The organism is Devosia beringensis (assembly GCF_014926585.1).
Taxonomy (GTDB): Bacteria; Pseudomonadota; Alphaproteobacteria; order Rhizobiales; family Devosiaceae; genus Devosia; species Devosia beringensis.
This window is the reverse complement of record NZ_CP045422.1, coordinates 3815339-3840865: the sequence shown is the minus strand read 5'-3', so window position 1 is coordinate 3840865 and position 25527 is coordinate 3815339. Positions and strand designations below refer to the sequence as shown.

Annotated in this window: 29 protein-coding genes; 13 read left to right on the top strand and 16 right to left on the bottom strand. The window is 65.7% G+C overall.

The window, feature by feature from the left end:
- Window positions 1-40: 40 nt before the first annotated feature.
- Window positions 41-526, bottom strand: coding sequence for a hypothetical protein (locus GDR53_RS18675; RefSeq protein WP_193335919.1), 486 nt, complete (start codon window positions 524-526; stop codon window positions 41-43).
- A gap of 246 nt (window positions 527-772) precedes the next feature.
- Here GDR53_RS18675 and GDR53_RS18670 point away from each other — a divergent pair, with 246 nt between their 5' ends.
- Together GDR53_RS18670 and GDR53_RS18665 are read left to right on the top strand one after the other, a co-directional pair.
- Entirely contained in the window at window positions 773-1273 is a 501-nt protein-coding gene (locus GDR53_RS18670; protein WP_210321363.1) for a thermonuclease family protein, read from the top strand.
- A 183-nt stretch (window positions 1274-1456) separates the two neighbouring features.
- Window positions 1457-1798 (top strand): HNH endonuclease, encoded by a 342-nt coding sequence (locus GDR53_RS18665; protein WP_193335918.1) that lies wholly within the window; start codon window positions 1457-1459, stop codon window positions 1796-1798.
- Window positions 1799-2012: 214 nt separating this feature from the next.
- Here GDR53_RS18665 and GDR53_RS18660 read toward each other — a convergent pair whose 3' ends face one another.
- The 3 genes from GDR53_RS18660 to GDR53_RS18650 form a co-directional block, all read right to left on the bottom strand.
- Window positions 2013-2387: a GFA family protein gene (locus GDR53_RS18660; protein WP_193335917.1), complete on the bottom strand. Its 375-nt coding sequence runs from the start codon at window positions 2385-2387 to the stop codon at window positions 2013-2015.
- Between the two features lie 355 nt (window positions 2388-2742).
- Window positions 2743-3363: a hypothetical protein gene (locus GDR53_RS18655; RefSeq protein WP_193335916.1), complete on the bottom strand. Its 621-nt coding sequence runs from the start codon at window positions 3361-3363 to the stop codon at window positions 2743-2745.
- 52 nt (window positions 3364-3415) lie between these two features.
- A complete protein-coding gene (locus GDR53_RS18650) occupies window positions 3416-3913 on the bottom strand; it encodes a hypothetical protein (protein WP_193335915.1) in 498 nt (165 codons plus the stop codon).
- 208 nt (window positions 3914-4121) lie between these two features.
- Between GDR53_RS18650 and GDR53_RS18645 the strand changes: the two genes are divergently transcribed.
- Together GDR53_RS18645 and GDR53_RS18640 are read left to right on the top strand one after the other, a co-directional pair.
- Entirely contained in the window at window positions 4122-5300 is a 1179-nt protein-coding gene (locus GDR53_RS18645; protein WP_193335914.1) for an efflux RND transporter periplasmic adaptor subunit, read from the top strand.
- Between the two features lie 19 nt (window positions 5301-5319).
- Complete coding sequence (locus GDR53_RS18640; protein ID WP_193335913.1) at window positions 5320-8436, top strand: efflux RND transporter permease subunit; 3117 nt, start codon at window positions 5320-5322, stop codon at window positions 8434-8436.
- Window positions 8437-8442: 6 nt separating this feature from the next.
- On the opposite strand, the gene GDR53_RS18635 is transcribed toward GDR53_RS18640, so the two are convergent.
- Entirely contained in the window at window positions 8443-9375 is a 933-nt protein-coding gene (locus GDR53_RS18635) for an MYG1 family protein (RefSeq protein WP_193335912.1), read from the bottom strand.
- Between the two features lie 119 nt (window positions 9376-9494).
- Window positions 9495-9935 (bottom strand): thioredoxin TrxC, encoded by a 441-nt coding sequence (trxC, locus tag GDR53_RS18630; RefSeq protein WP_193335911.1) that lies wholly within the window; start codon window positions 9933-9935, stop codon window positions 9495-9497.
- A gap of 307 nt (window positions 9936-10242) precedes the next feature.
- Between trxC and GDR53_RS18625 the strand changes: the two genes are divergently transcribed.
- From GDR53_RS18625 to GDR53_RS18605, 5 genes are all read left to right on the top strand, one after another.
- Entirely contained in the window at window positions 10243-11166 is a 924-nt protein-coding gene (locus GDR53_RS18625; RefSeq protein WP_193335910.1) for a sulfurtransferase, read from the top strand.
- 108 nt (window positions 11167-11274) lie between these two features.
- Complete coding sequence (locus GDR53_RS18620; protein WP_193335909.1) at window positions 11275-12498, top strand: YeeE/YedE family protein; 1224 nt, start codon at window positions 11275-11277, stop codon at window positions 12496-12498.
- 364 nt (window positions 12499-12862) lie between these two features.
- The gene (locus GDR53_RS18615) at window positions 12863-13465 is read left to right on the top strand and encodes a DUF6969 family protein (protein WP_193335908.1); all 603 of its coding nucleotides are present in this window, start codon (window positions 12863-12865) and stop codon (window positions 13463-13465) included.
- A gap of 76 nt (window positions 13466-13541) precedes the next feature.
- A complete protein-coding gene (locus tag GDR53_RS18610; protein WP_193335907.1) occupies window positions 13542-13838 on the top strand; it encodes a PRC-barrel domain-containing protein in 297 nt (98 codons plus the stop codon).
- A gap of 96 nt (window positions 13839-13934) precedes the next feature.
- The gene (locus tag GDR53_RS18605; RefSeq protein ID WP_193335906.1) at window positions 13935-14753 is read left to right on the top strand and encodes a universal stress protein; all 819 of its coding nucleotides are present in this window, start codon (window positions 13935-13937) and stop codon (window positions 14751-14753) included.
- A 33-nt stretch (window positions 14754-14786) separates the two neighbouring features.
- On the opposite strand, the gene GDR53_RS18600 is transcribed toward GDR53_RS18605, so the two are convergent.
- Window positions 14787-15086, bottom strand: a complete 300-nt coding sequence (locus GDR53_RS18600) for a hypothetical protein (protein WP_193335905.1) — start codon at window positions 15084-15086, stop codon at window positions 14787-14789.
- A 125-nt stretch (window positions 15087-15211) separates the two neighbouring features.
- On the opposite strand from GDR53_RS18600, the gene GDR53_RS18595 reads away from it, so the two are divergent.
- Window positions 15212-15805, top strand: a complete 594-nt coding sequence (locus GDR53_RS18595; protein ID WP_193335904.1) for a 5'-methylthioadenosine/S-adenosylhomocysteine nucleosidase — start codon at window positions 15212-15214, stop codon at window positions 15803-15805.
- Here GDR53_RS18595 and GDR53_RS18590 read toward each other — a convergent pair.
- The gene (locus GDR53_RS18590; protein ID WP_193335903.1) at window positions 15802-16122 is read right to left on the bottom strand and encodes a hypothetical protein; all 321 of its coding nucleotides are present in this window, start codon (window positions 16120-16122) and stop codon (window positions 15802-15804) included. The genes GDR53_RS18595 and GDR53_RS18590 overlap by 4 nt on opposite strands.
- A gap of 166 nt (window positions 16123-16288) precedes the next feature.
- On the opposite strand from GDR53_RS18590, the gene GDR53_RS18585 reads away from it, so the two are divergent.
- Both GDR53_RS18585 and GDR53_RS18580 read left to right on the top strand, forming a co-directional pair.
- Entirely contained in the window at window positions 16289-16621 is a 333-nt protein-coding gene (locus GDR53_RS18585) for a hypothetical protein (RefSeq protein ID WP_193335902.1), read from the top strand.
- Between the two features lie 109 nt (window positions 16622-16730).
- Window positions 16731-17192, top strand: coding sequence for a cell wall hydrolase (locus tag GDR53_RS18580; protein WP_193335901.1), 462 nt, complete (start codon window positions 16731-16733; stop codon window positions 17190-17192).
- 14 nt (window positions 17193-17206) lie between these two features.
- Here the strand turns inward: GDR53_RS18580 and GDR53_RS18575 are convergent, their stop codons facing one another.
- From GDR53_RS18575 to GDR53_RS18555, 5 genes are all read right to left on the bottom strand, one after another.
- On the bottom strand, window positions 17207-17692 hold the full coding sequence (locus tag GDR53_RS18575) for a DUF2076 domain-containing protein (RefSeq protein ID WP_193335900.1): 486 nt from the start codon (window positions 17690-17692) through the stop codon (window positions 17207-17209).
- Between the two features lie 73 nt (window positions 17693-17765).
- Complete coding sequence (locus GDR53_RS18570; RefSeq protein WP_193335899.1) at window positions 17766-18038, bottom strand: EscU/YscU/HrcU family type III secretion system export apparatus switch protein; 273 nt, start codon at window positions 18036-18038, stop codon at window positions 17766-17768.
- Entirely contained in the window at window positions 18035-19765 is a 1731-nt protein-coding gene (gene fliK, locus GDR53_RS18565; RefSeq protein ID WP_193335898.1) for a flagellar hook-length control protein FliK, read from the bottom strand. The genes GDR53_RS18570 and fliK overlap by 4 nt, the downstream gene beginning before the upstream one ends.
- 120 nt (window positions 19766-19885) lie before the next feature.
- Window positions 19886-20629, bottom strand: a complete 744-nt coding sequence (locus tag GDR53_RS18560) for a glycosyltransferase family 2 protein (protein ID WP_193335897.1) — start codon at window positions 20627-20629, stop codon at window positions 19886-19888.
- Between the two features lie 154 nt (window positions 20630-20783).
- Entirely contained in the window at window positions 20784-21284 is a 501-nt protein-coding gene (locus GDR53_RS18555; protein WP_193335896.1) for a DUF1993 domain-containing protein, read from the bottom strand.
- Between the two features lie 80 nt (window positions 21285-21364).
- Between GDR53_RS18555 and GDR53_RS18550 the strand changes: the two genes are divergently transcribed.
- The gene (locus GDR53_RS18550; RefSeq protein ID WP_193335895.1) at window positions 21365-22186 is read left to right on the top strand and encodes a potassium channel family protein; all 822 of its coding nucleotides are present in this window, start codon (window positions 21365-21367) and stop codon (window positions 22184-22186) included.
- Here GDR53_RS18550 and GDR53_RS18545 read toward each other — a convergent pair.
- Genes GDR53_RS18545 through GDR53_RS18535 form a run of 3 tightly spaced genes read right to left on the bottom strand, consistent with a single transcriptional unit; the run spans window position 22183 to window position 25488 of the window.
- Window positions 22183-24885 (bottom strand): sensor histidine kinase, encoded by a 2703-nt coding sequence (locus tag GDR53_RS18545; RefSeq protein WP_193335894.1) that lies wholly within the window; start codon window positions 24883-24885, stop codon window positions 22183-22185. The two genes, GDR53_RS18550 and GDR53_RS18545, sit on opposite strands and share 4 nt — an antisense overlap.
- Window positions 24885-25121, bottom strand: a complete 237-nt coding sequence (locus GDR53_RS18540; RefSeq protein ID WP_193335893.1) for a hypothetical protein — start codon at window positions 25119-25121, stop codon at window positions 24885-24887. The genes GDR53_RS18545 and GDR53_RS18540 overlap by 1 nt, the downstream gene beginning before the upstream one ends.
- Window positions 25105-25488, bottom strand: coding sequence for a response regulator transcription factor (locus GDR53_RS18535; protein WP_193335892.1), 384 nt, complete (start codon window positions 25486-25488; stop codon window positions 25105-25107). Before GDR53_RS18535 ends, GDR53_RS18540 begins: the two co-directional genes overlap by 17 nt.
- Between the last annotated feature and the right edge of the window lie 39 nt (window positions 25489-25527).

Here is a 25527-nt window from a genome sequence, read left to right as displayed (position 1 = left end):
GAAACGCTTGGCAATGACGATTAATGTACCCTGACGAAGCTCAGAAACAGTTGTTGACCCCGCCATCCACTTTCTTCTGCCAGTCCGGACCCAATGCCGCCCGGGCGTCGATGCCCTGTTCGTAGCCAACGTCGCCCGGATTGAGCATGGTGATCTGCATCTCTGCCTCATTGCTGCCGGCGAGAAAGGTACTGCTACCGCCATAGGTGGTGTTGGTCGTGCCGTACACGCTGTTGCCAAAGCGATTGAACGACCCGCTGGTCGTGGCGTAGGTCGGCCCGGTCGAAACGACACGCGTGTTGTTCATCGTGCCAAAGCCGCCCACTATAAACCGGTTATAGCCCGCCTTGATCGTGGCGATCGCCGCCATCTGGTTAGCGACACTTGCGGCCCCGGTGGTCCGGCAAATGGGCGCTGCCGATGCCGAGATAACTGCAGTATTGCTCGATAGCTGCGTAACAGAACTGCTCGCACAGGCAGAAAGCGAGATTGACGCCAGACACGTCAGCAAAATCGAATAATTCATCCTGTCCCCCTCGCATAATATCCTGCACTGTACCGTCGTCTCGATCAGCATTGCGATCAATATTTCGTCTGCTGGGAAATAATCATGAGCAGGTTGTCACCAGGCGTTAGCTGCTCTGGCGGGGCCCAATCCTCCGCCCCGCACTAAAGTACCAGCCGCATGCCACCTCAATACGAGAACTTGGCGATAGTATTCGTTTAGCTGTGTGCGCTATTTTCCCAGGGAGAGGCGGATACCGGGGGAGAAATGCGACTATTCTGGATGCTCGTCCGGTTGTTCCGGCGCCGTCGCCCACGCATCCGCCAGACCCGGCGCTATCCTAGCGAGGTGGTGCCGTTCCAACGTCAGCCGGCGCAAACGGAAACGGTGTTGCGCGGCCAGTGTTGGGTCATCGATGGCGACACCATCGTTATCAACAAACAACGCATCCGGCTTGCCGGCATTGATGCACCCGAACTCGATCATCCCTGGGGGCAACGCTCAAAATGGGCGCTGGTGCAGATGTGCAAGGGCCAGACAATAACGGCGCGGATACGTCCCGAATTGTCCTATGACCGCCTCGTGGCGGAGTGCTACTTGCCTGATGGCAGCGATCTGGCGGCCGAACTGGTCCGCTGCGGCCTGGCGCTGGACTGGCCAAAATTCTCGGGCGGCAAATATCGGCACCTCGAAACGGCGGACGCCCGTCGCAAGCTATGGCGCGCCGCCGGTCGTCAAACGGACAGTTTTCTGCCGCCTCGTTTCTAGTGCGGGTGCCAGCCACAGTGGGGTCTTGCGCACCAGCATTTGCTCCCCTAATCTGATCGGGCACACATCAGGGTTGGGGTATATGCCCCGTCCGTTGCCCGTTTCAATAGCGGCCGAGTGCAGGAGCGCCCCTAAGGGTGCGGCAACTTTCTGGATCATCATCCTTGATCTTGAAAGTTATCCATGTCGAAACTCAACAAACTCCGTGACGAGGCTTTTGACCGCCAGGGCGGGCTGTGCTGGTATTGTGGCCGCCGCATGACCGCCGCGACGGACAAGCGGCCAAACAGGCGCACCGCCGAGCACCTGCTGGCGCAATGTGACGGCGGCCAGGATGTGGCGGAAAACATCGTCGCAGCCTGCTGGTTCTGCAACACCAGGCGGCACACGTCAAAGACCCCGCTGTCACCCCAAGCCTACCAGGATTACGTGCGGCACCGGCTCGCCAGGGGGAACTGGTTCAATCCCAAGGGTGGTAAACCCGCTGACGCTTCCACCCCCACCGCGCGTCTCCCTCGGGCTTGACCCGAGGGCCCTGCACCGACGGGGCGCGGCCTTTGCACCGATCGCGCCCCACCTCCGGTGTCATCCCGGCCTTGAGCCGGGACCCATCCTGAGATGTCTGAACGGCCGCTAGGTGGTCGGGCCTGTCCACCTGCGGCTGTGGCTTGATCTCGGGATGGGTCCCCGCTTTCGCGGGGATGACATCGCGGTCGGGAATGGCTTGGGTGACCGCCCCCTACCCCTCCCGATCCCCCACAAACCCCGTCATCCCCGCAAACGCCGGCAGCCATTTCTCCCGCCGCGCCGTCCAGCACTCATAGGTCGGGGTGAACTGGTCCGGCGCGTCCAGCGTGCCGAGATGGACTTCCACTTCGTCGCCCGAGCGGGCAAAGAGCGGACTGCCGCAGACCGGGCAGAAGTGGCGGCCGTGATAGGCGCGGGTTTCCCCGGTAATGGTCACCGCCTGTTGCGGGAAGATGGCGGCGGCGTAGAACAGCGCGCCATGCTGCTTGCGGCAATCGAGGCAATGGCAGATCCCGACCCGAAGGGGCTCGCCCCGCACCACCAGTTGCACCGCGCCGCAGCGGCAGCCGCCTTTTACCTCTTCCATGGCTTGTCCTCCCCTGTCGGCGGCTTTACCACCAGCTTGGCACGGGCCTGAAGCACGGGCCAATCAAACTTGTCCCCGCCCCCAGACCCCGTGCCATACTTCCCCCATCACCCCACGCAGCGGCCTGCAGGCGAACAGTGGTGGGGTGGGCCGGGTGGAGGACGCCTCTTCCACAGGTTCCAAGACGGCCGTGCGAGGACGAGCGATCCCGTGCCGCCGAACAGTTCCAAAAACCGGCGCCCCGAGGCGGTTTCCGTCTCATTTTTTAAATTTACCAGGGGCGAAAATCGCCTCGGGGCTCGCTATCTCGTGACAACCGCATCCAGGCGGCGCTTCCGCCTGCCCGGCCGCCCGATCAGCGCAGCAGGCCCTCGCGCATGAAGGCAGCCCAGCCGGCCAAGCCCGGATCGTCCTCGCTGGCGACCGGCGCGGTCTTGCCGGCCTTTTCCGCCCGCTTCAGCTTGGCGTTCCACAGGGCGCGCTGCCGGTTCTCACGGCGGGTTTCGACATCCTCCTCGCGCCAGGCATCCATCTGGTCGCTGTCGAGCAGGTCGCGCACCACGCGCGGGTCAAAGACGTGAAAGGTGATCTGCTTGGCCCGCCCGGCCAGCCGCACCGTCCGCGTCCCGGCGCTGGGCAGCCTGCCGTCCTTGAGCCAGCGATGGCGTTCCGAGGTCTTGATCGACAAAATATCCTCGATCTCGCGCGGAATGACCGGCAGGCTTTCAATGCCGACCAGGCCCCGCGTCACGATCTCGGCCACGGCCCGGAACGTTGCCGCATCGGCCTTGGGCAGCTCCAGGGTCAGCGTGCCGGCGACAATATCGAGCGCCTTGCGCAGCGGCTGCGGCAGCCGCGCCCGCATTTCGAGCAGGATGCCCTTCGCGCGCACGGCCGATCCCAGCGTGGCGGCAGAGGGCAGCTCCCATTGCTTGGAGAGCATGGGGACGTCAGGAAGGGTACGGGGCTTGGCCATGGGCTCTGAGATAGGTCATTTGTGCTGCCGCTTCAACGCGGCACAAGCTGACCTAGCTGCATTTGCCCAGCACCTGGCCAATGGTCGACTTCGAGCCCTTGGCGCCGAACACCTGGCTGTCGAAGACCTCGAGCCCGCTGCCGGCCTGGCGCACAAAGGCGACGCGCAGCTCCGTGCCGGCGCCCTGGGCAATCCGCGCCCATTGCCGGGCCACCGGGCCGCGCACGATGGCCGAGCTGCCTTCGAGATGGATCAGCGGCATGTCCTGGGCAAACAGCGTCGCCGCGCTACCGGCCGAAACCGTGCTGCCCTTGGCCGGGTCGGGCGTGATGGCGAGACTGAGCGCACTGGCACTGGCGACCGAGGCCTCGGGTGCCCGCACCCAGAAGCCCATGGCCAGCTGGCCGCCGCGACAGGCGAACTGGAACTGCGCCGGGCCATTGTCGATATAGGCAATGGGCGTCGCCCCGCCCTCATAGTGCCAGCTCTCGGCCAGGACGGGCCCGGCCAGCATGAGGCCGACGGCAAGGGCGATTGAGGATTTGCGCATGGGTCACTCCGGATCGGACATTCCCCGTGCCTGCACCGCAAACCGCTAAAATAGTCTTGCGCTCCCGCATTGGTGATCGGCCAGACGTCCCGATAATCATTGCGTGATGGCACCTTACGACATTGTAATGTTGCCGGCGTTTGCGCCCTGCTACCCTCACCATCTGTTCGCCGGCATGCCGGTCTCCCTGACATTCCGAGGTTCTGGTTTGATACGGCAAATTCTGGCGTCCCTGGTCATTCTGGCGGCGGCCGCCATCGCCTGGATCGTCTTCGTCCCCAGCGCCGGCCAGACCCTGGCCAGCTATGGCATCACACTGCCCTTTGCCACGGCCGACGCCACCAGCGCTGCCGCACCCGGCACCCGAGGCCCCGGCGGTCCGGGCGGCCGTCCCGGCGGCGCTCGGCAGACCAATGTGGTGACCACGCCGGTGACCCTCGCCACCATCAATGCCGGCCTTACCGCCATCGGCGAAGGCAGCGCCGCCCGCTCGGTCACCGTCACCGCGCCGGCCGGCGGCACCCTCGCCGAAGTCCTCGTGCGGCCCGGCCAGGTCGTCGCCCAGGGCGATGTGCTGGCCCGCCTCGAATCGGCCGACGAGCAGATCGGCTATGATCGCGCCCGGCTGGCCGCCGACGACGCCAATGCCACTTTGGCTCGCACCGAGGGCCTCGCCAGTTCCAGCCTCGTCGCCACCACGGCGCTGACCGCCGCGCAACTGGCCGCCGACAATGCCAATCTCGAACTGCGCAATGCCGAGGTGGCGCTGGCCCGCCGCACCATGACCAGTCCCATTGCCGGCACCATCGGCCTCATCCAGGTGACCCCAGGCAATTACGTCGCCGCCCAGACCCCGGTCACCACCATTGACGACAATTCGGCCATTCGCGTCGATTTCTGGGTGCCCGAGCGCTATGCTGGCGCCATTGCGCTGGACATGCCGGTCACCGTCTCGGCCATCGCCCTGCCCGGCCAGACCTTCGCCGGCACGGTGCGCGCCGTGGACAGCCGCATCGACCCGGCCAGCCGCACGCTGCAGGTCCAGGCCGAAATTCCCAATGCCGACGGCGCCCTGCGCGCGGGCCTCTCGCTCTCGGTGGCGCTCAGCTTTGCCGGCGAGGACTACCCCACGGTCAACCCGCTCGCCATCCTCTGGTCCGCCGAGGGCTCCTATGTCTGGCAATATGTCGACGGCAAGGCGGTGCGCGTCCCGGCCCAGATCGTCCAGCGCAACAGCGATGGCGTGCTGGTCCAGGCCGATTTGGCCCCCGGCGACGCCATCATCACCGAGGGCATCCTGCAGCTGAGCGACGGCGCCGACGTGGCCTTGCTCAGCGGTCCCGACGGCACGGGCGGTGCCGACACCGCTGCCGCCCCGGCCAACTAGCCCCGCCAAGGAGCCCCGCATGTCGATTGAACAGAAAAACGAGCGCGGCGGCACCCTGGCAGCCCTTTTCGTCCGCCGGCCAGTGCTGGCCGTGGTCATCAACGCGCTGATCGTCGTGGCGGGCCTCGCCGCCCTGCTCGGCGCGGAAGTCCGCGAACTGCCCAGCGTCGAGCAGCCTGTGCTGTCGATCTCCACCAGTTTCGACGGCGCCGCGGCCGAGACCGTCGACCGCGAGGTTACCGCCGTCATCGAGGGCGCCGTGGCCCGCGTCCAGGGCGTCACCTCGATTTCCTCGAGTTCGTCCACCGGCAATAGCCGGGTGACGCTGGAATTCTCCGACGGCACCAATCTCGACGTCGCTACCTCCGACGTCCGCGATGCGCTCAGCCGCAGCACCCGCAACCTGCCCGAGGGGGTCGATGATCCCACCATCTTCAAGGCCGACAACGATGCCCAGGCCGTATTGCAGCTGGCCGTGACCTCCGACACGCTGTCAATCGCCCAGATGAGCGAACTGGTCGAGACTCTGATCACCGAGCGCCTCGGCGCCGTGCCCGGCGTCGCCGAGGTGCAGGTCTATGGCACGCGCAGCACGGCCTTCGAGGTCGATGTCGACCCGCTCAAGCTGGCCAGCCGCGGGCTGACCGTTGCCGATATCCGTAACGGCCTCGCGACCATTGCGCTCGACACCCCCGCCGGCTCGATCAACGGCCCCAACCAGAACATCACCGTACGCGCCATTTCAGAGGTCACCACGGCCGCCGATTTCGAGAACATCATCATCAATGGCCGCACAAGGCTGGGTGACGTCGCCAGCGTGGTCTTCGACGCCGCCGCCAGCACCTCGGCTCTGCGCTCGGACGGCAAGCCCGGCATCGGCCTGGGCATTGTCCGTCAGGCGCAGTCCAACACCATCGAGATTTCCAAAGGCGTGCACGCCGCGGTCGACGTGCTCAACGACACCCTGCCCGCCGGCGTCGACATCAAGGTCTCCAGCGACGACGCCATCTTCATCGATGGCGCACTGCATGAGGTGCAGATCGCGCTGGTCGTCTCGCTGGTCGTCGTGGTGGCGATCATCTTCCTCTTCCTACTCGACTGGCGCGCCACCATCGTGCCGGCTATCTCCATGCCCATCGCCCTGCTCGGCGCCGTTGCCGGCATCTACATGGCCGGCTTCTCGCTCAATATCATCACCCTGCTGGCCTTGGTGCTGGCCACCGGCCTCGTCGTCGACGACGCCATCGTGGTGCTGGAGAATATCGTCCGCCGCAAGGCCATGGGTGCCGGGCCACGCGCCGCGGCCGTGCTGGGCACCCAGGAAGTGTTCTTCGCCGTCATAGCCACCACGCTAACCCTGGCGGCGGTGTTCATTCCGCTGTCTTTCCTTGCAGGCCAGACCGGCCGGCTGTTCCGCGAGTTCGGCTTTACCCTGGCCATCGCGGTGCTGCTATCCTCGGTGGTGGCGTTGTCCATGGGCCCGATGATCGCCTCGCGCTTCCTCAAGGCCAATACCGCCCACCAGCATGGCGGCGTCGTCGGCGCCATTGGCCGAGCCCTGGCGCGATTCTACCGCGTCACCCTCAAGATCGCCTTGGCCAATCCCTTCGTCGTGGTGCTGATCGCCCTGCTCTTTGCCGGCTCGTCCTGGTTCGTCTATGGCAACCTGCGCCAGGAAATCACCCCGCCCGAGGATCGTTCGCAGCTGTCGCTGCGCATATCTGCGCCCAGTACGGTCAGCCTGGACTACGTGCGCACCCAGATGACGACGGTCGAAGCCCTGCTGCAGCCCTATGTCGAGAGCGGCGAGGTGCAATCGCTGTTTGTGCTCTCCGGCTTCGGCACCGGCGGCTTCATGACCCTGACCCTGGCCCCCTGGGGCGAGCGCGAGCGCAGCCAGGCCGAAATCGCCGACGAGATCAATGCGCTGATGACCCAGGTGCCCGGGGTCAATGCCTCGATCCGCCAGGGCAATAGCCTCGGCATTCGCGGCGGCGGCTCGGGCCTGCAATTTGCCGTGGTGGGCTCGGACTATGCCGTGCTGGCCGACACGGCCCAGGCTATTGCCGACCGCCTCGACGAGGACGGCCGTTTCGGCCGCGTCAGCGTCAATTTCGACACGACCCAGCCGCAGCTTACCCTGACGGTGGATCGCGCCAAGGCCGATGCCCTCGGCGTCGACATCAATGGCCTAGGCGCCACCATGCAGGCGATGATCGATGGCAGCGATATCGGCAATGTCTTCATCAACGACACCAGCTACACCGTGCGCATGGTCTCGACCAGCAACCCGATCAACGATCCGCGCGATCTGGAAAGCCTCTTCATCAAAACCGGCGATGGCCGTTACGTGCCCATGTCCACCATTGCCAGCATCGAGGAATCGGCCGTTCCGCCGTCGCTGCGCCGCGAGCAGCAGCGCCGCGCCGTGCCGGTGACGGCCAGCCTTGACGGTGGCGGCATCGCCCTGGGCGACGCTTATTACCAAACCCTCGACATGGCGCGAGACCTGCTGCCCGAAGGCGTCTCGATCATCCCGCTGGCCGAGGCGCGCACCATCGGCGAGGCCAATAATGGGCTCTTGATAACCTTCGGCTTTGCCCTCGTCATCATCCTGCTGGTGCTGGCGGCGCAGTTCGAGAGCCTGTGGAGCGCGGTCATCGTCATGACCACGGTGCCGTTCGGCGTCGCTGCGGGGCTCTATGCCCTCCTGGTCACGGGAGGGAGTCTGAACATTTTCAGCCAGATCGGGCTGGTCCTGGTCGTCGGAATCATGGCCAAGAATGGCATCCTGATCGTTGAATTTGCCAACCAGCTGCGCGACAAGGGCATGTCGGTGCATGAAGCCATTGAGGAGGCGTCCAATATCCGCCTGCGCCCGGTGATGATGACCATGATCGCCACCATTCTGGGCGGCCTGCCGCTGGTACTGGCCTCCGGTGCCGGCGCCGAAGCCCGGTCCGCCCTTGGCTGGGTCATGGTCGGCGGCCTCAGCTTTGCCGCCATCTCGACGCTCTACCTGACCCCGGCCGCCTATCTGCTGCTGGCCCGCTTCTCCCAGCCCAAGGCCGAGGAAGAGGCCAGGCTGGAACGCGAACTGGACGCCGCCAATGCGGCGCCCGATCCGGCCGAATAGGTCGCTTTAGACCGGCGGGTTGGCCAGCGCCTCCGCCACGGCGAGCTCCGCCAGGGCCAGGGCAGCTGCCCTTGTTTTGGCCGCCGCGATGAAGCGGCCATTGTGGCAGAAGCTGGCGCCGGGCACCCCGCTGGCGGCTTCAAGCGCCGCATCGGTCAGGCCGGCCCAGGCGGCCGGCAGATCGGCGCGCACGGCAAAGCCGTCGTCATCGCGGCGAATGGTGGTGAGGCACCAGTCGCTGCCCCGCGGATGCACCACAAACAGCAGGTGATCGGCCCCGGCCTTGACCACGGCGGGCCGGAACGGCATGCCCATCGGAAGCTCCAGCACCCGCCCATGGCCGGCCGCGGCAATGGCGCCTGCCACCAGGCTCTCGGCCCGCAGCTTGGCATCGCTGCGCGCGATGCGCGCCTCGACAAAGGCCCGCGCAATAGCCAGCGCGGCATGGAAACCACGGTCTTCCGCTGCGGGGTCGGTCTCGTCGAAGACCGGTTTGAGCGTTTCGAGCAGCACCGGCAATGTCAGGCCGGCCAGCGGTCCGGCCACCGAGGGGCTGAGCGCGCCATTGTCCATCAGGTCGATGGGCAGCACGAAGCCGGTATCGAAACTGGAATGGACGGTTTCGACATGGGCCGGAGGTAGGCCGGACGCTACCAGATAGTCGCGGCCGAAATGCTTCCACACCAGGCCGAACGAGCTATAGGGCTGGCCATCTTCGCGCAGCGGCGCGCCGCGCTGATGATGGTCAAAGATGGCCGCGGCGGCGTCATAGGCGCCGCCGACATCATAGATGATGCGATCGGCACCCGGCGTGATCCATTCCGGCGCCCGACTGCGCACAATCTGCGCCTGCGGAAACAGCCGGGTCAGGATGACGCTGGAGAGCAGTTCATCGGCGTGAAAGCCACCCGAATGGGTGACGAGGAAATCTGGGGTCATGCCGCAACGCGCCTTTGCTATGCGGCAGCGCCGCCTGGAGATGGCTCCAGATAGCCGTTGTCGTCAGCCGGCTCAACCCGTCTCGATGCGGTGATGCGGATGGAGAGATGCGAAAACGGCTAGCCGCGCCGCGCCCCCTCGGCCCATTTGATGATGTCGCTGGAGGACATGGCCCCCGAAACACGGGCCACTTCCTTGCCGCCCTCGAACAGCAGCATGGTGGGAATGCTGCGGATGGCCAGGCGGGTCGACAACTCCGGCGCCTCGTCCGAGTTGAGTTTGACAAAGCGCATGGCCGGCTCGGCCCGGGCGGCCGCGGCGGCAAATTGCGGGCTCATCATCCGGCATGGACCGCACCACGGCGCCCAGACATCGACGAGCACAGGAATGTCGGTCTTGGCGATCTGCCGCTCCAGTGCGCTCGCAGACAGCTCCGCCGGCTCGCCGGTGAAAAGCGGCACTGCGCACTTGCCGCATTTGCCGGCGGCAGCGTCCTGGCTAGTCGAAACCCGGTTGATGGCACCGCAGGCGGTGCAGACGACGTGGCTGGCTTGATCCATCAATGACACTCCTGGCCGCTCGGCAATCGCAGGCGCAGCATGATTGCGCCGAAAACCCCGATGACCCGATCCCAATAATATTAGAGATACCTAATGTTCTTTGATCGCAATTGCAAGACGGCGCCGGTCGGCACGTGACACGCCGCCCGACGGGAACGTCCAAACGCTAGCATGGGAAAGCGATACTGCCTCACTCGCCAAATGTGGCATGAAAATTCCCCGCACCGAGCATCTTTGACACGCCGTGACCGGACAACACCGACCCATTCGCCTAGATTGAACGTAAGTCTGGAATTGGAGTTTTGAAATGCGCATTGCTTTGTTCGCCGCCGCTGCCCTGACCACCGTCGCCATGCTGTCGACCGCTGCGCAGGCCGAGCGGCTGACCGATGCTCCGCTGGTCGATGCGGCCTGGCTCGAGCAATATCTCGGCAATGAGAGCCTCGTTGTTGTCGACGTACGCGACCCCGTGGAAAACGTGGCTGCCTATGACGCCGCTCACATTCCCGGCGCCATCAAGGCTCCCTATGCCGGCACTGGCTGGCGCATGGAAATCGAAGGCGTCCCCGGCCAGTTTCCCGGCGTGGAGCCTACTTCGGCGCTGATCGGCAAGCTGGGCATCAGCAATGATGACCACGTGGTGATTGTTTCGCAGGGTACCGATGCCTCCGAATTCGGTGCCGCCACCCGCGTCTACTGGACCTTCAAGGTGCTGGGCCATGATGCCGTGTCGATCCTGGACGGCGGTGCGCGCGCCTGGGAAGCCGCTGGCGGCGAGGTGACCGCCGAGGCCACCGTGCTGGAGCCAACCACCTTCACCGCCGATTTCCAGCAGCATCTGCTGGCCACGACCGCCGATGTCGAGGCCGCCCTGGCTGATGGCACCACGCTGGTGGACGGCCGTCCCGTCGCCCAGTTCCGCGGCGAGGGCAAGAGCCCGGTCGTGCGCATTGCCGGCACCATTCCCGGCGCGGTCAATATCGACAACGGCAAGCTCTACAATGCCGAAGGCGCCTCGTTCGTGAGCGCGGACACCGTTGCCCAGCTGGCCTCGGGCGTTGGCCTTGAAGCCAACGAAGCCAACATCGCCTTCTGCAATACCGGCCACTGGGCTTCGATCGCCTGGTTCGCCCTCTCGGAAGTCCAGGGCAACAAGAACACGCGCATGTATGACGGCTCGATGGCCGAATGGGCTGCCGACGAAAGCCGCCCCGTCGCCAACGGCATCTAGTCGCCGCCGACGCCTTCCTATGACCGCCAATGTCCAGGACCGCGGTTCTGGACATTGTGCGTTTGCCCGTCCAAAAGAGCATTTCCTTCCTGAAGGGGCGCCAGCGCCATGAGTGATATTTCCGCCGCCGCAACCCGGCCCGCCCCCGTCAATGGCAGGCTCAGCGTCGACAAGGGTGTGGTGCTCGCCGTCAGCCTCTGCATCGTGCTTGGCGCGCAGATTGTCGGCCAGCTGATTTCGCCGCGCCAGTCGCTGCTGTTCCTGATCGGCGGCCTGCTCGGCGCTACCCTCTATCACGCCTCGTTCGGCTTTACCGGCGGCTGGCGCCGCATGGTGGTCGAGGGTCGCGGCCACGCCATGCGCGCCCAGATGCTGATGATCGGCGTCACCGCCATTGCCTTCCTGCCGCTGCTGGCCAGCGGTAACGTGTTCGGCCAGTCGCTGGTCGGCGCCACGGCGCCGGTCGGCGTTTCGGTCCTGATTGGCGCGGCGCTGTTCGGCCTCGGCATGCAACTGGGTGGCGGATGTGGCTCGGGCACGCTGTTCACCGTCGGCGGCGGCAGTGCCCGCATGCTGGTTACCCTGGTCTTCTTCATCATCGGCGCCGTGCTCGGCACCGCTCACCTGCCTTTTTGGCTGACCCTGCCCGCCATGCCGCCCACCAGCCTGGGCGCCGTGCTGGGCGTGCCCGCGGGGCTCGCCGTGACACTGGCCGGTCTGGCCGCAGTGGCCGGCATTACCGTGCTGATCGAACGCGCCCGCCATGGCACGCTCGAAGCCCAGTCCCGGCCGGAGCGCAAGGGCCTTGAACGCCTGCTGCACGGTCCCTGGCCCCTGGTCGGCGCCGGACTGGCATTGGCCGGCCTGAACATCGCGACATTGCTGGTTGCCGGTCACCCCTGGTCGATCACCTACGGCTTCGGCCTCTGGGGCGCCAAGATCGCCCAGGCCATCGGTATCCCGGTTGCCAGCTGGGAATTCTGGACCTGGCCGGCCCAGGCCCAGGCCCTCAACAGCAGCGTGCTGGCCGACACGACCTCGGTGATGGATTTCGGCATCGTGCTCGGTGCCGCCCTGGCGGCGGGTCTCGCCGGCAAGTTCGCCCCCAAGGCCAAGCTGCCGCTGCTCTCGCTGCTGGCTGCGGCCATTGGCGGCGTGCTGATGGGCTATGGCGCCCGCCTGTCCTTCGGCTGCAATATTGGCGCCCTGTTCTCCGGCATCGCCTCGGGTAGCCTGCATGGCTGGCTCTGGTTCGCCGCCGCCTTTGTCGGCAGCCTGGGCGGTATCCTGGCCCGCCCCCTCTTCGGTCTTGATGGATTCAAACGCTCATGAGCACGCGCAATACCATGCTGTTCGGCGCCGCTTTGGTCGCCGCCACCGGGGCCATTGCCGCCGATCACCTTGCCCATAGCGTGGCAGCACCCGCTGCCATTGCTGCGCCCATGGCCAGCGCCGCCCCCTGCGCCGCAGCGTCCTGTTCAGCCTCACCTTGCTCGGCCGCACCCTGCTCTGCAGCACCTGCGGCCGCTCCCTGCGCCGCCGCCCCTGCTGCCGCGCCCTGCTCGGCCGCCAGCCCCTGTGCCGCGGCGGCACCCTGCTCTGCGGCACCCGCCGCTGCTCCCTGCGCTGCTGCATCGCCTTGCGCCGCTGCCGCACCCTGTGCGGCGGCTGGGCAATAGGCCGTCGGGAGGCGGGCATGGAGCCGCTGCGCCAGGCCGCCCAGGAGGCGCTGTTCTGCGAAACCGTGCTCGCCAAGTCGGGCGACAATATCCTGCTTGAAACCCTGCGCGGCGCCAGTCCGGTCACCTGGGAACACTATCCGCCGGGCGATGTCTTCGACCGCGACAGCGGCTCTCAGTGGTATTATCACAGCCATAGTGGCCCGCCCGGCGCAGCCGAACACGGTCATTTCCACTGCTTCATGCGGCCACAGGGCAAGGATGGTCCCATCCACCATCTCGTCGCTATCGGCGTCGATGCTTATGGCAAGGCCATTCGCCTGTTCACCGTCAATCAGTGGGTGGTCGACGACGTCTGGGCCGATGCGTCCACCACCATCGCCCTGCTCGATGGCTTTGACGTGCACATGGCCCGCCCCTCCTATCTGGTCAATCGCTGGCTGACCGCCATGCTTGGCCTCTATCGCGACGAGATCGCGGCGCTTATTCTTGCCCGAGACGCGACACTGGCCGCCCATATTCCTCCCGAGGGCATCGCTGCCCGGCAGGATCGCGGGCTCGAAGTGGTGTCCCAGTGCCCCGTCGACCTGGCCAGCCACGCCGCAGCGCTCGGCCTCTAGCCACGTCATGGCTACCGGAACGCTTGCCGGTCCGGGCGTGTTGTCCCTTTATCTATTCAAAGCAAGGAGTTGCGCCATGGACCATTCTGAGCACACGCCGCTGGGCAGTGACGAACTGACGTCCGACACGCTCAAGGGCGCCACCATCTACGGCGCCGACGACGCCGCCGTCGGCCATGTCTCCCATCTGGTGGGCAGCGGCGCAGCCTGCCAGGTCATTGTCGATGTGGGCGGCTTTCTTGGCCTTGGGGCCAAGCCGGTCGCGGTGGGTCTGGGCCAGCTCTCGTTCATGCGCGACGCCGAGGGCATGGTGCATGCCGCTACCGGCTGGACCGAGGAGCAGCTACTGTCCATGCCGGCCTATGCGGAGTGACCCTGGCGACGCAGCAATGACGGGCCAATTGATCGGGATCAAGGTGAGCCGGCGGCACAACGCTAGGATGACGGCAACAGTCACGGGAGATCTGAGATGGAAATTCGCAATATCGTCGTCGGCCTGACCATCGACGGTGTCGATCCGGCTTTGGTCGCCTTTGCCGCCGATCTGGCGCAGCAGCACAAGGCCAGCCTCACCGGCTTTGTCGCGGCCGAGCCACCGGTGATCGCCAGCATGGGTGCCGGAGACGTCGCGGGCGCCCTCTATACCGAGCAACTCAACGAGATCGAGGCCTCGATCGCCGTCGCGCGCGACAAGTTCGCCGGTCTGGTGCCGGCCGACCTCAAGCATGGCTGGATTGCCGGCGTGCAGCAGCCGGCCCTCGGCTTGATCGAAGCGGCGCGCAAGGCCGATCTCATCGTGATCGGTTCCCCCGGCGAACTGCGCGATGAGGGCTATCGCACCTTTGACTTGGGCACCCTGCTGCTATCGGCGGGCCGGCCCGTGCTGATCGCCGCTGCCGGCGCCCCCAAGCTCAAGGCCAGCACGATCATCGTCGCCTGGAAGGATACCAAGGAAGCGCGGCGCGCCATTGTCGACGCACTGCCCCTGCTGCAGGCCGCCAGCGATGTGCAGGTCGTGGTGATCGGCGAGGGTGACCTCGGCGTAGAGCGCGACAGCATGCTGGACGCCGTCGCCTGGCTGCAGAGCCACGCCGTCAAGGCGCGCGGCGACGTGTTGCCCAATCGCGGCGGTGCGGGCCAGTCCATCCTGGATGCTGCCAAGGCTGCCGGCGCCGACCTTATCGTCAGCGGCGCCTACGGCCATAGTCGGCTGCGCGAATGGTTGGTGGGTGGCATGACGCGGGACCTGCTGGGCGCGCCGGGCATTCACCGCTTCCTGTCGAACTAGACCAGACGGCTTGGCACTGGTTGGGTCCGCTGGTCAGCGGGCCCACAGCTTCGGCCAGTACACGTCGCTGTCGAAATCCTGCGGGATGGGCGACAGGCGCGAGATCGCCGTGGCAGCAAATTCGACCTGCAAGGCATAGTGGCGGACATCGTCGGGCATCGGCTGGCCGGTGATGAACTCCCGCGTGCGCCATTCATGCAGCTTGATCGCCCGCAGCCGACGCCGGGCTTCGGCCTCGACATCCTCGACCAGAACGGCCACCGGCGCAGCCTGTGACCGCTGCCAGTTCGGCTCGGTCCACTCCCTGCTTCCCTCGATCTCTGCGAAACGCACGCTGTCCTCTGCTCTCTGGCGTCTGCCCCTCGGCGCCGCCTCTGTCATCAGAATGTCACCGACCCCTTACCGAAACGGTAACGCAGGCTATTGGCAAGGGGGTGGGCCATGTTAGCCTTGCAGGCATGACCATCCTTTACGTCATGGCCGCGCAGGCCGAATACGGCCCCCAACTGCAGGCCAGGATCGATCCGCTGATCACCGGCGTCGGTCCGGTCGAGGCCGCCATCGCCGTCACCCGGGCATTGGCGGAGGCCCGTCCCTTGCCGCGCCTGGTTGTCTCGCTGGGCTCGGCTGGTTCGCGCCTGCTGCCGCAATGCGGCGTCTACCAGGCCATCTCGGTGAGCTATCGCGACATGGATGCCTCGGCCCTCGGCTTTGCCAGGGGTCAGACGCCGTTTCTCGATCAGGCGCCGGTGCAGATGCTCACCCCGCTCATCCCCGGACTTGAAACGGCCCGGCTGTCGACGGGCGCCAATGTCGTCTCGGGCGCGGCTTATGACGGCATTGATGCCGACATGGTGGACATGGAGACTTTTGCCGTCCTGCGCGCCTGCCAGACCTTCGCCGTGCCGCTCGTGGCGCTGCGCGGCATTTCCGACGGCGCAGCCGAGCTCGGCCACGTGGACGACTGGACGCGGTACCTGCACATCATCGATGAAAAGCTGGCGGCAGCGGTGGAACTGGTCGAAGTGGCGGCGGCGACCGGACGGATCTAGCGGCCTGCGGCCTTCTTGTCGCGCCGCTGGCGCCGCCAGGTGCTCCATTTGCGCATGCCGCGCACAATGGCCAGGTTCACCGGGCCCTGCAGGAAGGCCAGGTCGAGCGCGAGCAGCAGCAGGCCCAGCGGCAGCATCCAGATGCCCAGGACCGGCAGGAAGCTGAAAATACCCCCAAGGATCAGCAGGATCGCCAACGGTATGCGAAACCAGCGGGCGCCCGGACGCCGCAGATGGGCCAGAACGCCGGCCGCTTGCGGCACCTTGCGGGCAATGCGGTCGAACTGTCGATCAAGGCGGGCGCGGCTCTTGGCCATAGGGATCCCTTTGGTGGCAGTCGCAATGCCTCTGATGTAGTGCGCCCCAGTGCGCACGCCAAGGGTCATAGTGTTGCAGCGACGTACAAAGCCCAGACTGTCCCCGACAATGGAACTTCTACCCCGCGCCAGAGTTGAATGAGGACAACCTTCAAGGAGCGTCCCCATGGCTACGGCAACTCAGCGCGCACTCCGTCGCGCAGAACACAGTGGCGAAGCAATCTCGGAAAATCTGGTTCAGCAGATTGCTGTACTGCGCAAGCAGGTCGATGAAATGTCCCGCTCGGTGCAGTCCTATGGCGGTCACTCCATCGATGATCTGCAGCACAATGCAGTGGCCTTGGCTCACGAAGTCCGCGAACAGGGCCGCGTTGTCGCCCGCCAGGTCGGCCGCCAGGCCAATATCGCCGGCAAGGCCGTGCAGGAAAACCCCGTGCCGATGCTCGTCGTGCTGGGCACCATCGCCCTGCTCTCGACGCTGCTGTTTACCCGCGACTGATCTGGGCGACGCGTTAGCACTTTGCTAACCGTCCCACTCAGGGCTTGCTTAAGCCTAATGGGTCATTGTCGGACGAGCCTGCATTTGATCGTCCGACGGAGACTGCCCCATGAAGATCACCAAAGCCGTGCTGCGCACGATGGCCGTGATCCTCACCGGCAGCGCGCTCGGCGGTTGCAGCCTGTTCGGCATCAGCTTCGGCACGGCCCAGCTCAGTCCCAAGGAATGCCTGATGCGGGCAATGTACTTTGAATCCAACCGCTCCAGCGTCGATGGCATGCTGGCGGTCGGCACCGTGGTGATGAATCGCCTCAACGATCCCCGCTATCCCAAATCGGTCTGTGCCGTCGTCGGCCAGAAGAACCAGTTTGCCCAGGGCGTACTGACCAAGAAGATGACCGACAGCGGCGCCGTGCTGGCCTCACAGACCGCCGATCAGGTGCTGGCCGGTTGGCGTCATCCCGGCGTGCGCAATGCCCAGCATTTCCATACGGCCGGGCTGCGCTTCCCCTACAACAACATGCATTACGTGCTCGAAGCCGGCGGCAACGAGTTTTACGAAAAGTACTAGGCTGATCCGCAGCGCTAGAAGTCGCCGCCCATGTCAAAGCCGCCATCGCCGAAATCGTCGCCGCCACCGCTATCGCCGTCGTCAGCCGGCTGGTCTTGCTCGGCGGCAGCGTCAGGCTCTGCCGCGTGGGCGCTGCCAAACAGGCCGCCAAAGGCATTGATCAGCATCATGCCACCGGCCACGCCCAGCGCCGTCTGCGCCGCGCCGGCCAGAAAGCCACCCTGCCCGCCGCGGCCCGGCCTGTCCTCGCCGACATTGTCCCAGGGACCGCGCGCCCGCTGCTGGCCTTCCAGTTCGGCAATGCGGGTCTGGGCCTCGCGCAGAGCCTGTTCCTGGGCGACCACGGTCTGGGCCAGATAATAGGGCGCGGGCGGAAAGTCGCGCAGCCGCTGCTGGATCTGGGCCTCGGCATCGCGGTCGCGCGGCGCGCTGTTGCTCGCCACCGCCTCGATCCGGTCGAACAAATCATCAATGACGGTCTGGTCTTGCTGGCTGGCCATGGCGGCGCTCCCTCTATTCGGTAGTGCTAGAGATGGGGAGCGCAGCCGCCGGTGCAATGGCTGCCGCCGCAATTCACAGCTTGGTGCTGGTGCGCAGCACATAGCCGATGACCACCGCGACGGCCTCATAGAGCTCGATGGGAATGGTGTCGTCGATCTCGATGCCGCTCAGCGCCTGGGCCAGCACCGGATTGGCCTCGATGATCACGTCATTGTCGCGTGCCAGGGCGATGATGCGCTCGGCGACGAGGCCGCGCCCCTTGGCCACGACGCGCGGCGCATCGCGGGTGCCGCGCTCATATTGCAGCGCCACGGCCAGCGCGCGATCCTTGGGGTCCTCGCTCATGTCGTGGCATCCACCAGATGGCCCGAATTGGCCGCCTGCGGCGAGGCGGGCGGCGCCCCATGCCGCACGATGATCGCGCCCGGTGTCAGGCCCACCCCGGCCAGCGTGCCGCGCAGCCCGTCAATATCGGCCTCGAGCGCTGCCGACGTGGCCGGCTCGCTGGCCCACAGCATGACGCCGGCCGCACGGCCACGCAGCGACACCTGGGCCCCGACCTCGCCCATCCCCGGCAGATTGATGGCAAAGCGCATCTGCCAGCCCCGCTCAGACGCCGCTTCCCCGGGATTCTGCTCATCGCGATGAATCTGCAGTTGCAGCAGCGTCTGGTGCCCGGCGATCACCACCGGCAGGTCCATGCTCCACTCGGCGCCCTTCACATTGGGGTCAGGCAGGGATGCATGCTGATGTAGACGGAGGCGCGACAGCGCCGCCTCGGTCCGTTCAAGCAGGTGTTTGCCCACCTCGTCGGCCGCCGCCGCCGGATCGATCGGCGGAATACCCGACCCCGTCACCCGCGGAAACTTGCCGCGCAGGGGCGGGGCAACCTGGGTAACGGCGGCGATCACCGGCAATTGCTGGCCCAGCCAGCTGGTCAGCGTCGACCGCAGCGCCAGCAGCGAGGTTTTCATGTCTGCCTGCGGCACCAGCAGCGGCGTGCCGGCGCGGGCCAGCCCGGCTTCCTGGAACACGCCCGAATTCAACACCGCCTTCTGCAGGCTGGCGCCATCGAGCTTGCCCCCGGCGACATTGAGCTGATTGGCCAGCACCTGCTGGGCCGCCCGAACGACCGGCTCGGGCAGCGCCACTGTGCCGGCAATCGAGGTCAGGGCTGCCGTCAGCCCGACAATGCTGTTCTGCTGCGGCAAGGCTGCCTGGACCATCTGCGCCAGCGCCGCCTGTGGCGTGCTGGCCATGGCCGGGCCTGCCGCAGGCGCTGCTGCGGGCTGTGCCACCGGCCCGGTGGCGGGTGCAGCTGCGGGAATTGCCGTCGCGCCCGGGAGCGCCGCCAGGGACCCGGTTATTGAGGCGCCGCCGGGTGACGCCTGGGCATAGGGCACGGCGGGACGCGCGCTCGACGGCGCGATCACCTGTCCTTGGGTGCCCGGCTGTGCGGTGACGGTAGCAGGCGTCTGCGAAGCGGCAGCAGTCGTCGGACCGGCGACCGTCTGGGGGGCCAAGATGGTAGCGGGCGTGATTGTCGGGGGCGCGCTCACCAGCGGCGCGCTGGCCGCTGCGGGCAGTGAAGCCGCCGGCAATCCGCTTGGACCTGGCACTGTCGCAGCAGCAGCAGCCGTCGTGGCGGGAATGGCCGCAGGCGCCGGCGCGGCACCGGCCGCCGCCTGGGATACAACGGCGGGACTGCTGGCGGTGCCGACAGGCGCAGCTTGCCCCGGGGTCGCCGGAACGGGTGGCGCGGCAGCCGAACTGGCAGGGGCCGGCAGTGGCGTGGCGATCGGTGCCGTGCTTGCCGCGGGCGCCGCCTGCAGCGCCAGCCGCAGCTGAGCACCACTCCCCTGGACTTCAAAGCGCAGCGCCTCGCCCGCCAAGGCCAGCTGCGGCAGCACCAGGTTCAGCGTCTGGCCGGCAATCTGCACCTGCGTGCCGCCATTGGGCGCCGGCCCGATGACCGTGCCGCTGATGACCTGGCCCGCCTTGAGCGCAAGCGCCTGCAGCACCGAGCCGCGGGCGGCAGCAACAATCTGGGGTAGCTGGCCGGGGATAAGCATGATGTATCCGCCCCACCGCACCGCGCGGCAGCGCTACTCTAGCGCAACATCAGCATTCGCTGATTCTGTCCTGCTTGGGAAACTTAACGAGCGGTGACCAAAGTCCACGGCCCGCCGCGCCTAGTCCGGACGAATATCGGTGTAGGCCTTGGTGGCCGGCTTGCCGCGGAACGTGACCCAGAAGAAGTTCAGCGTATAGGTGCCGGCGGTGCGGAACACGCCTTCCTTTTCGAGGCGGCGGCCCGAGGTCATCATCTTGAGCCCGAAGGTCCATTTCACCGCGCCCACCTTGGACAGGCGAACGGCGACGTCGGTATCCTCGCCGAAGAACTCTATCGAGCGGTCATAGCCGCCCACCTTCTCCCAGGCGTCGCGCTTGAAGATGAAATTGCCGCCCTGCACTACCGAACCCACGCGCAGGATATAGCGGTTGAGCACATAGATCAGCCAGGTCAGGCCATAGAACATGTTCACCAGGAACCGGTTCCAGGCGCTCATGTCGTAATAGACATAGGGGCCGCTTAGGCAGACCAGCTTGGGATCGCGGGCAAATTCGGCAAACACCGTGTCGAGCCAGCCGGCCGGCACGATGGTGTCGCTGTCGATATTGGCCACCAGGTCAAAGCCCTCGGTGGCGGCAAAGCCGGCATCGCGCGCATTGACCAGGCCCTTCTTGGGCTCGTCGACCACCTGCACCGTCGGGAAACTGCGGGCAATCTCGCCGGTGCGGTCGGTCGAGGCATTGTTGACCACGATGATCCGGGCGTCCGTGCCGCTGCGGGCAACTTCTGCCACCACCGATTCCAGGCATTTGCCGATCAGCGCCTCTTCATTATAGGCGGGTATGACGAATGCCAGTTTCATTGCTGCCTCATGCTCGGGCCGGAACGGACCTTGGTCGGTGCAAATAGCGGTTGCGCCGGCGATGGGCAACACTGCGTGCCGCTTTTTCCAGCACCGGCCAAAGCGGGCCGCACCGCCGCCAGGGCGGCAGTGCGGCTCTCGCCGGTCCGTCGTCTCAGCCGATATAGTCGCGCTTGCCGATCGGCGCGCCATTTGCGCGCAGGATGGCGTAGGCCGTGGTGATGTGGAAATAGAAGTTCGGCAGGGCGCGCTGGGTCAGGTAGACCAGCCCGTTTTCCTGCACGTCATTGCCGCCCAGCTTGAGCGTGACGTCGCGGGCTTCGCTGCCCTCGAGATCGGCCGGCTTGATCGTGGCCAGCAGGTCGAGTGCCTTGCGGATGCGCGCGCGCAGCTCGTCAAAGGTCTGTTCGGTATCGGGCCAGGACGGCACTTCGCGCCCGGCCAGCCGGGAAACGCTGCCCTTGACGTGATCGGTGGCAATCATGATCTGGCCGCGAAACGGAATCATGTCCGGCGACAGCCGCGCACTGGCCAGCACGGCCGTGTCGAACTTGCGCTCGGCGGCATTGGCCTCGGCCTTGTCCATGATGGTCAGCAGATTGGTCAGCATGCGGGTATAAACCGGCACGGTCAGGTCATATATGGCGATCGTCATCGAGAGGTACCTTGATTGTGGCGACATGACAGGGAACAGTCACATGCGCCTGCGAAGTCGGGCTGACAAGTGGGTAGGGCATGGGTAGCGAGACTGACAAGAAGGTGACTAGCGAAACGGTCGAAACCGGCCGCTTCATGCAGCTGCGTCACCATTTGCGACTGCTCTATCACAGCCACACACCCAAGGCGCTGCGGTTCCAGTTCGCCGTCCTGGTGGTGGATCTGGCCATCATCGTGTTTTTCATCGCCTCGCCGCTGCTGCGCGATAACGAGAATTTCCTGTGGATCGACTATTCCATCGCCCTGTTGCTGGCGGTTGACCTGACGGCCAGGGCCCTGGCCTCCACCGATATTGGCCGTTGGTCCAGGCAGATCCCGGTTATCCTCGACATCTTCATTCTGGTCACGCTGCTGGTCCCGAACTACTTCTTCAACCTGGGCTTCCTGCGCATTCTGCGCCTATGGACGACCACCCATTCCGTCACCTTCTGGCGCCCGCTGAAAAAGCGCGGTTTGATGGAGCACAAGGAGACTATCCAGGCCGTCATCAACCTGCTGGTCTTCCTCTTCGTGGTGACCGGGTTTGTCTATACCGCCTTTGCCAATCCCCGCGGCGACAGCATTGCCGGCTATGTCGATGCGCTTTACTTCACCGTGGCCACGGTCACCACCACGGGCTTTGGCGACATCACCCTGCCCGGAACAGGCGGCAAGCTGGCGTCGATCGCCATCATGATCGTGGGCATTTCCCTCTTCGTCAAACTGGCTCAGTCGATCTTCCGGCCCAACAAGGTGCACTTCCCCTGCCCGGAATGCGGGCTGCAGAACCATGATCCGGACGCGGTGCATTGCAAGGCCTGCGGGCACATCCTCAACATTCCCGATTCCGGCCACTATTAGCGGATCACCGGCAGGCGTACGCGGAAGCAGGCCCCTGGCAAGGGGCCCTGTACCAGATCGAGCGTGCCGTTCATGCGCGCCACGATCTGGCGCGAAATCGCCAGGCCCAGCCCGGCCCCGCTCTGGTCGCTGGCGCCATGTTCCCCGCGCGAGAACTTCTCGAAGATCAGCTTGCGTTCGCGCTTGGGAATGCCCGGGCCATTGTCGGCAATATCGACGATATAACTGCCCGCCCGCACCGATGACGTGACCCGCACCACGCCATGGGCGGCGTCGTTGTATTTGACCGCGTTGGAGACGAGGTTGATGAACACCTGGCACAGCCGGTCGGCATCGCCCTCGACCATGGTGGCCTGGGCGCGGTCGCCCATTTCCACCCGCATGCCGCGCTCGCGCAGCAGCGCATCGCAGACCCGCAGTGCCCGGTCGAGGGCGCTTTCCGCGTCGATGGGCGCATTGTCCCAGGCCCGTTCGCCCCGCTCAAGCGCCGACAGGTCGAGGATTTCGTCGAGCAGCTTGGTCAGCCGCAGGCTCTCCTGGTGGATGGTCGAAACGAAATGCTGCCGCGTCGCCGCATCCAGCCCCTCCGGCTCGAGTAGGATTTCCGAGAACGAGCGGATCGAGGTCATCGGCGTGCGCACCTCGTGGCTCACCTGGCTGAGGAACTCGTCCTTTTGGCTGTCCAGTTCGCGCAGTTGCACATTGGCGTCCTCAAGCTTTTGCGCTGTGGAGCGCAGTTCGGCCGAGGTCTTTTCCAACTGCTGGGAATATTCGATGACCTGCTGGGTCTCGTCGGCCATCTGCATGACCTCTTCGAGCGACACGTCGCTGCCCGACACCACCTTGGACAGCATGACATGAGCCGAGGCCGCCCCGATCGAACCGGCCAGCTCGCGCTCGAGTTCGCCGATGAACTTCGAGGACGGCTCGAGCTGGTCAGGCTCGACGCCGATATCGCGCGCCGCCGTCTCGAACAGCGCCGCCGCACGCCGCTCGCCCAGCACCCGCTCGGCCACGAAGAACAGATCATTGGCCGTGGCGGAGCCGCGCACGAAATTGCCCTGGGCCGTATGGCCGCGCTTGAACACGTCGACGAACAGCGTCGCCTGGATCCGTTCCAGGCTCGACTGCTTCGTCAGCAGCGATACCACGGTCAGCGTAACCACATTGAGCGTCAGGCTCCAGAAGGCGGCGTGGCTCAGCGGGTCGAGCCCGTCGAACCCGAACAGCGCTTCCGGCCGCAGCCAGGCAATGCCCCAGGGCCCCTCACGCATCAGCGTGGCTACCGCTGGCGACACGGATTCGAACGAGGGAAGGAAGCTGCACCAGACCCAGACCACAAAGCCCACGGCAATGGCCGCAGTCGCCGCCCGCAGCGAGGCGTCGCGCCAGAACAGCGCCGCCAGCACCGCCGGAAAGAACTGGGCGATAGCGGTAAAGGAAATCAGCCCGATCGGCGCCAGCGCGTCCGAGTCGCGGGTGAAGAAAAAGTAGAAGAAGCCCAGCGACAGGATCAGCACGATGGAAAAGCGGCGCGCCACCAGCAGCAGGTGGCTGACCCCCTGCCCGTCGCCACTGCCCTGGCCCGAGCTGAAGCGCAGCACCAGCGGCATGACGATATGGTTGGACACCATGATCGACAGCGCGATGGATTCCAGGATGATCATCGAGGTGGCCGAGGAGAAGCCGCCGATAAAGGCAAACAGCGCCAGCGCATCCTGCCCGAAGGCCATGGGCAGCGTCAGCGCGAACATGTCGGGATTGGAGCCGGCGGGCAGCGTGATGAGCCCGAACATGGCGATGGGCAGGATGAACAGGCTCATCAGCAGCATATAGGCGGGGAAGGCCCAGCTGGCGACGCGCAGGTGGTTTTCGTCCGAATTCTCCACCACCGTCACCTGGAACTGCCGCGGCAGGCAGACGATCGCCGCCACCGACAGTGCCAGCGTCGTCAGCCAGCGATCGTCAAAGCCCTTGTCGGGCTGCAGCCCCACGCCCATCTCGCTGGCCCGGGTGAAGATCGGCTCAAGCCCGCCCCCGGCATAGACCACGAAAATGCCCACGGCCAGCAGCGCGGCCAGCTTGACCACTGCCTCGAAGGCAATGGCCGCGACCACGCCGTGATGCTGCTCCTTGGCATCGACATGGCGGGTGCCGAACAGGATGGTGAACACCGCCATGGCGGCCGCAACGCCAAAGGCCAGGCCCACATCGTCAATGCCGGCCAGGCTCCCTTGGCCGAATTCGGAGGCGCCGGCCACCGTCTGGATCGAGGAGGTCACGGCCTTGAGCTGCAGCGCGATATAGGGCGCGATGCCGATCACGGCGATGCAGGTGACCAGCACGGCCAACCGGTTGGACTTGCCGAAGCGCGAGGACAGCAGGTCGGCCAGCGAGGTGATGCGCTGGTTGTGGCTGATGCGCACCAGTCGCCGCAGCAGGAACCACCAGCCGACAAAGACCAGCGTCGGTCCGAGATAGATAGTGAGGAATTCAAGGCCCGAGCGGGCCGCATTGCCCACGGCACCGTAGAACGTCCAGCTGGTGCAATAGACCGAAATCGACAGCGTATAGACTGCCGGCGAATGCAGGAACGACTTGGTATTGGCGCGCGCCCTGCGGTCGCCGAAAAAGGCGAGCACGAACAGCAGCCCGACATAGCCGACAGCGGTGGCGATGACGAAATCGGCTGACAGCATCAGTCGCCCTCCGCCCCGTTGGCCGGATTGGCGCTATCGGGCGGCAGGCCGCGGTTCAGCGCGGCCGTGCCGATGATCAGCAGCAGCCAGACCACGAACAGGTAGATGACGATCTGGGGCGTGCCGAAATGGGTGATCGGCTGATTGAACACATAGACCAGCGGCGGCACCAGCAGCAGCGCGCCGCTCACCGTCAGCACCAGCATGCTGGCAATGAGTTTACGCCGCTCCGCCATGTCCAGCCAGCAATTGCCGCACCGCGCCGACCACTTCGGCATTGGCATAGGGCTTGGTCACAAAGCCGTCGGCACCCAGTTCCTCGGCGGTGCGGCGGTCCTGCTGCTGGCCCTTGGCGGTCAGGATCAACACCGGCATGTCCCGCAGCTCGAGATTGGCGCGGATCTGCTTGAGCACGTCAAAGCCGCTGCGCTTGGGCAGCATGACATCGAGCACCAGCAGGCGCGGGCTGAGGCGGCGAACGGCGTCAAGCACGGCATCGCCGTCGGTCACCGCCCCGATGCTGTAGCCGGCGCGCCGCAGAATGAAATCGAGCGATTCCAGAATGCTCGGCTCGTCCTCGGCAATGAGTATGTCGACTGCCAACTTTCCCCCTCGTCAAACGCGGTCTCCCCTCCGCGAATG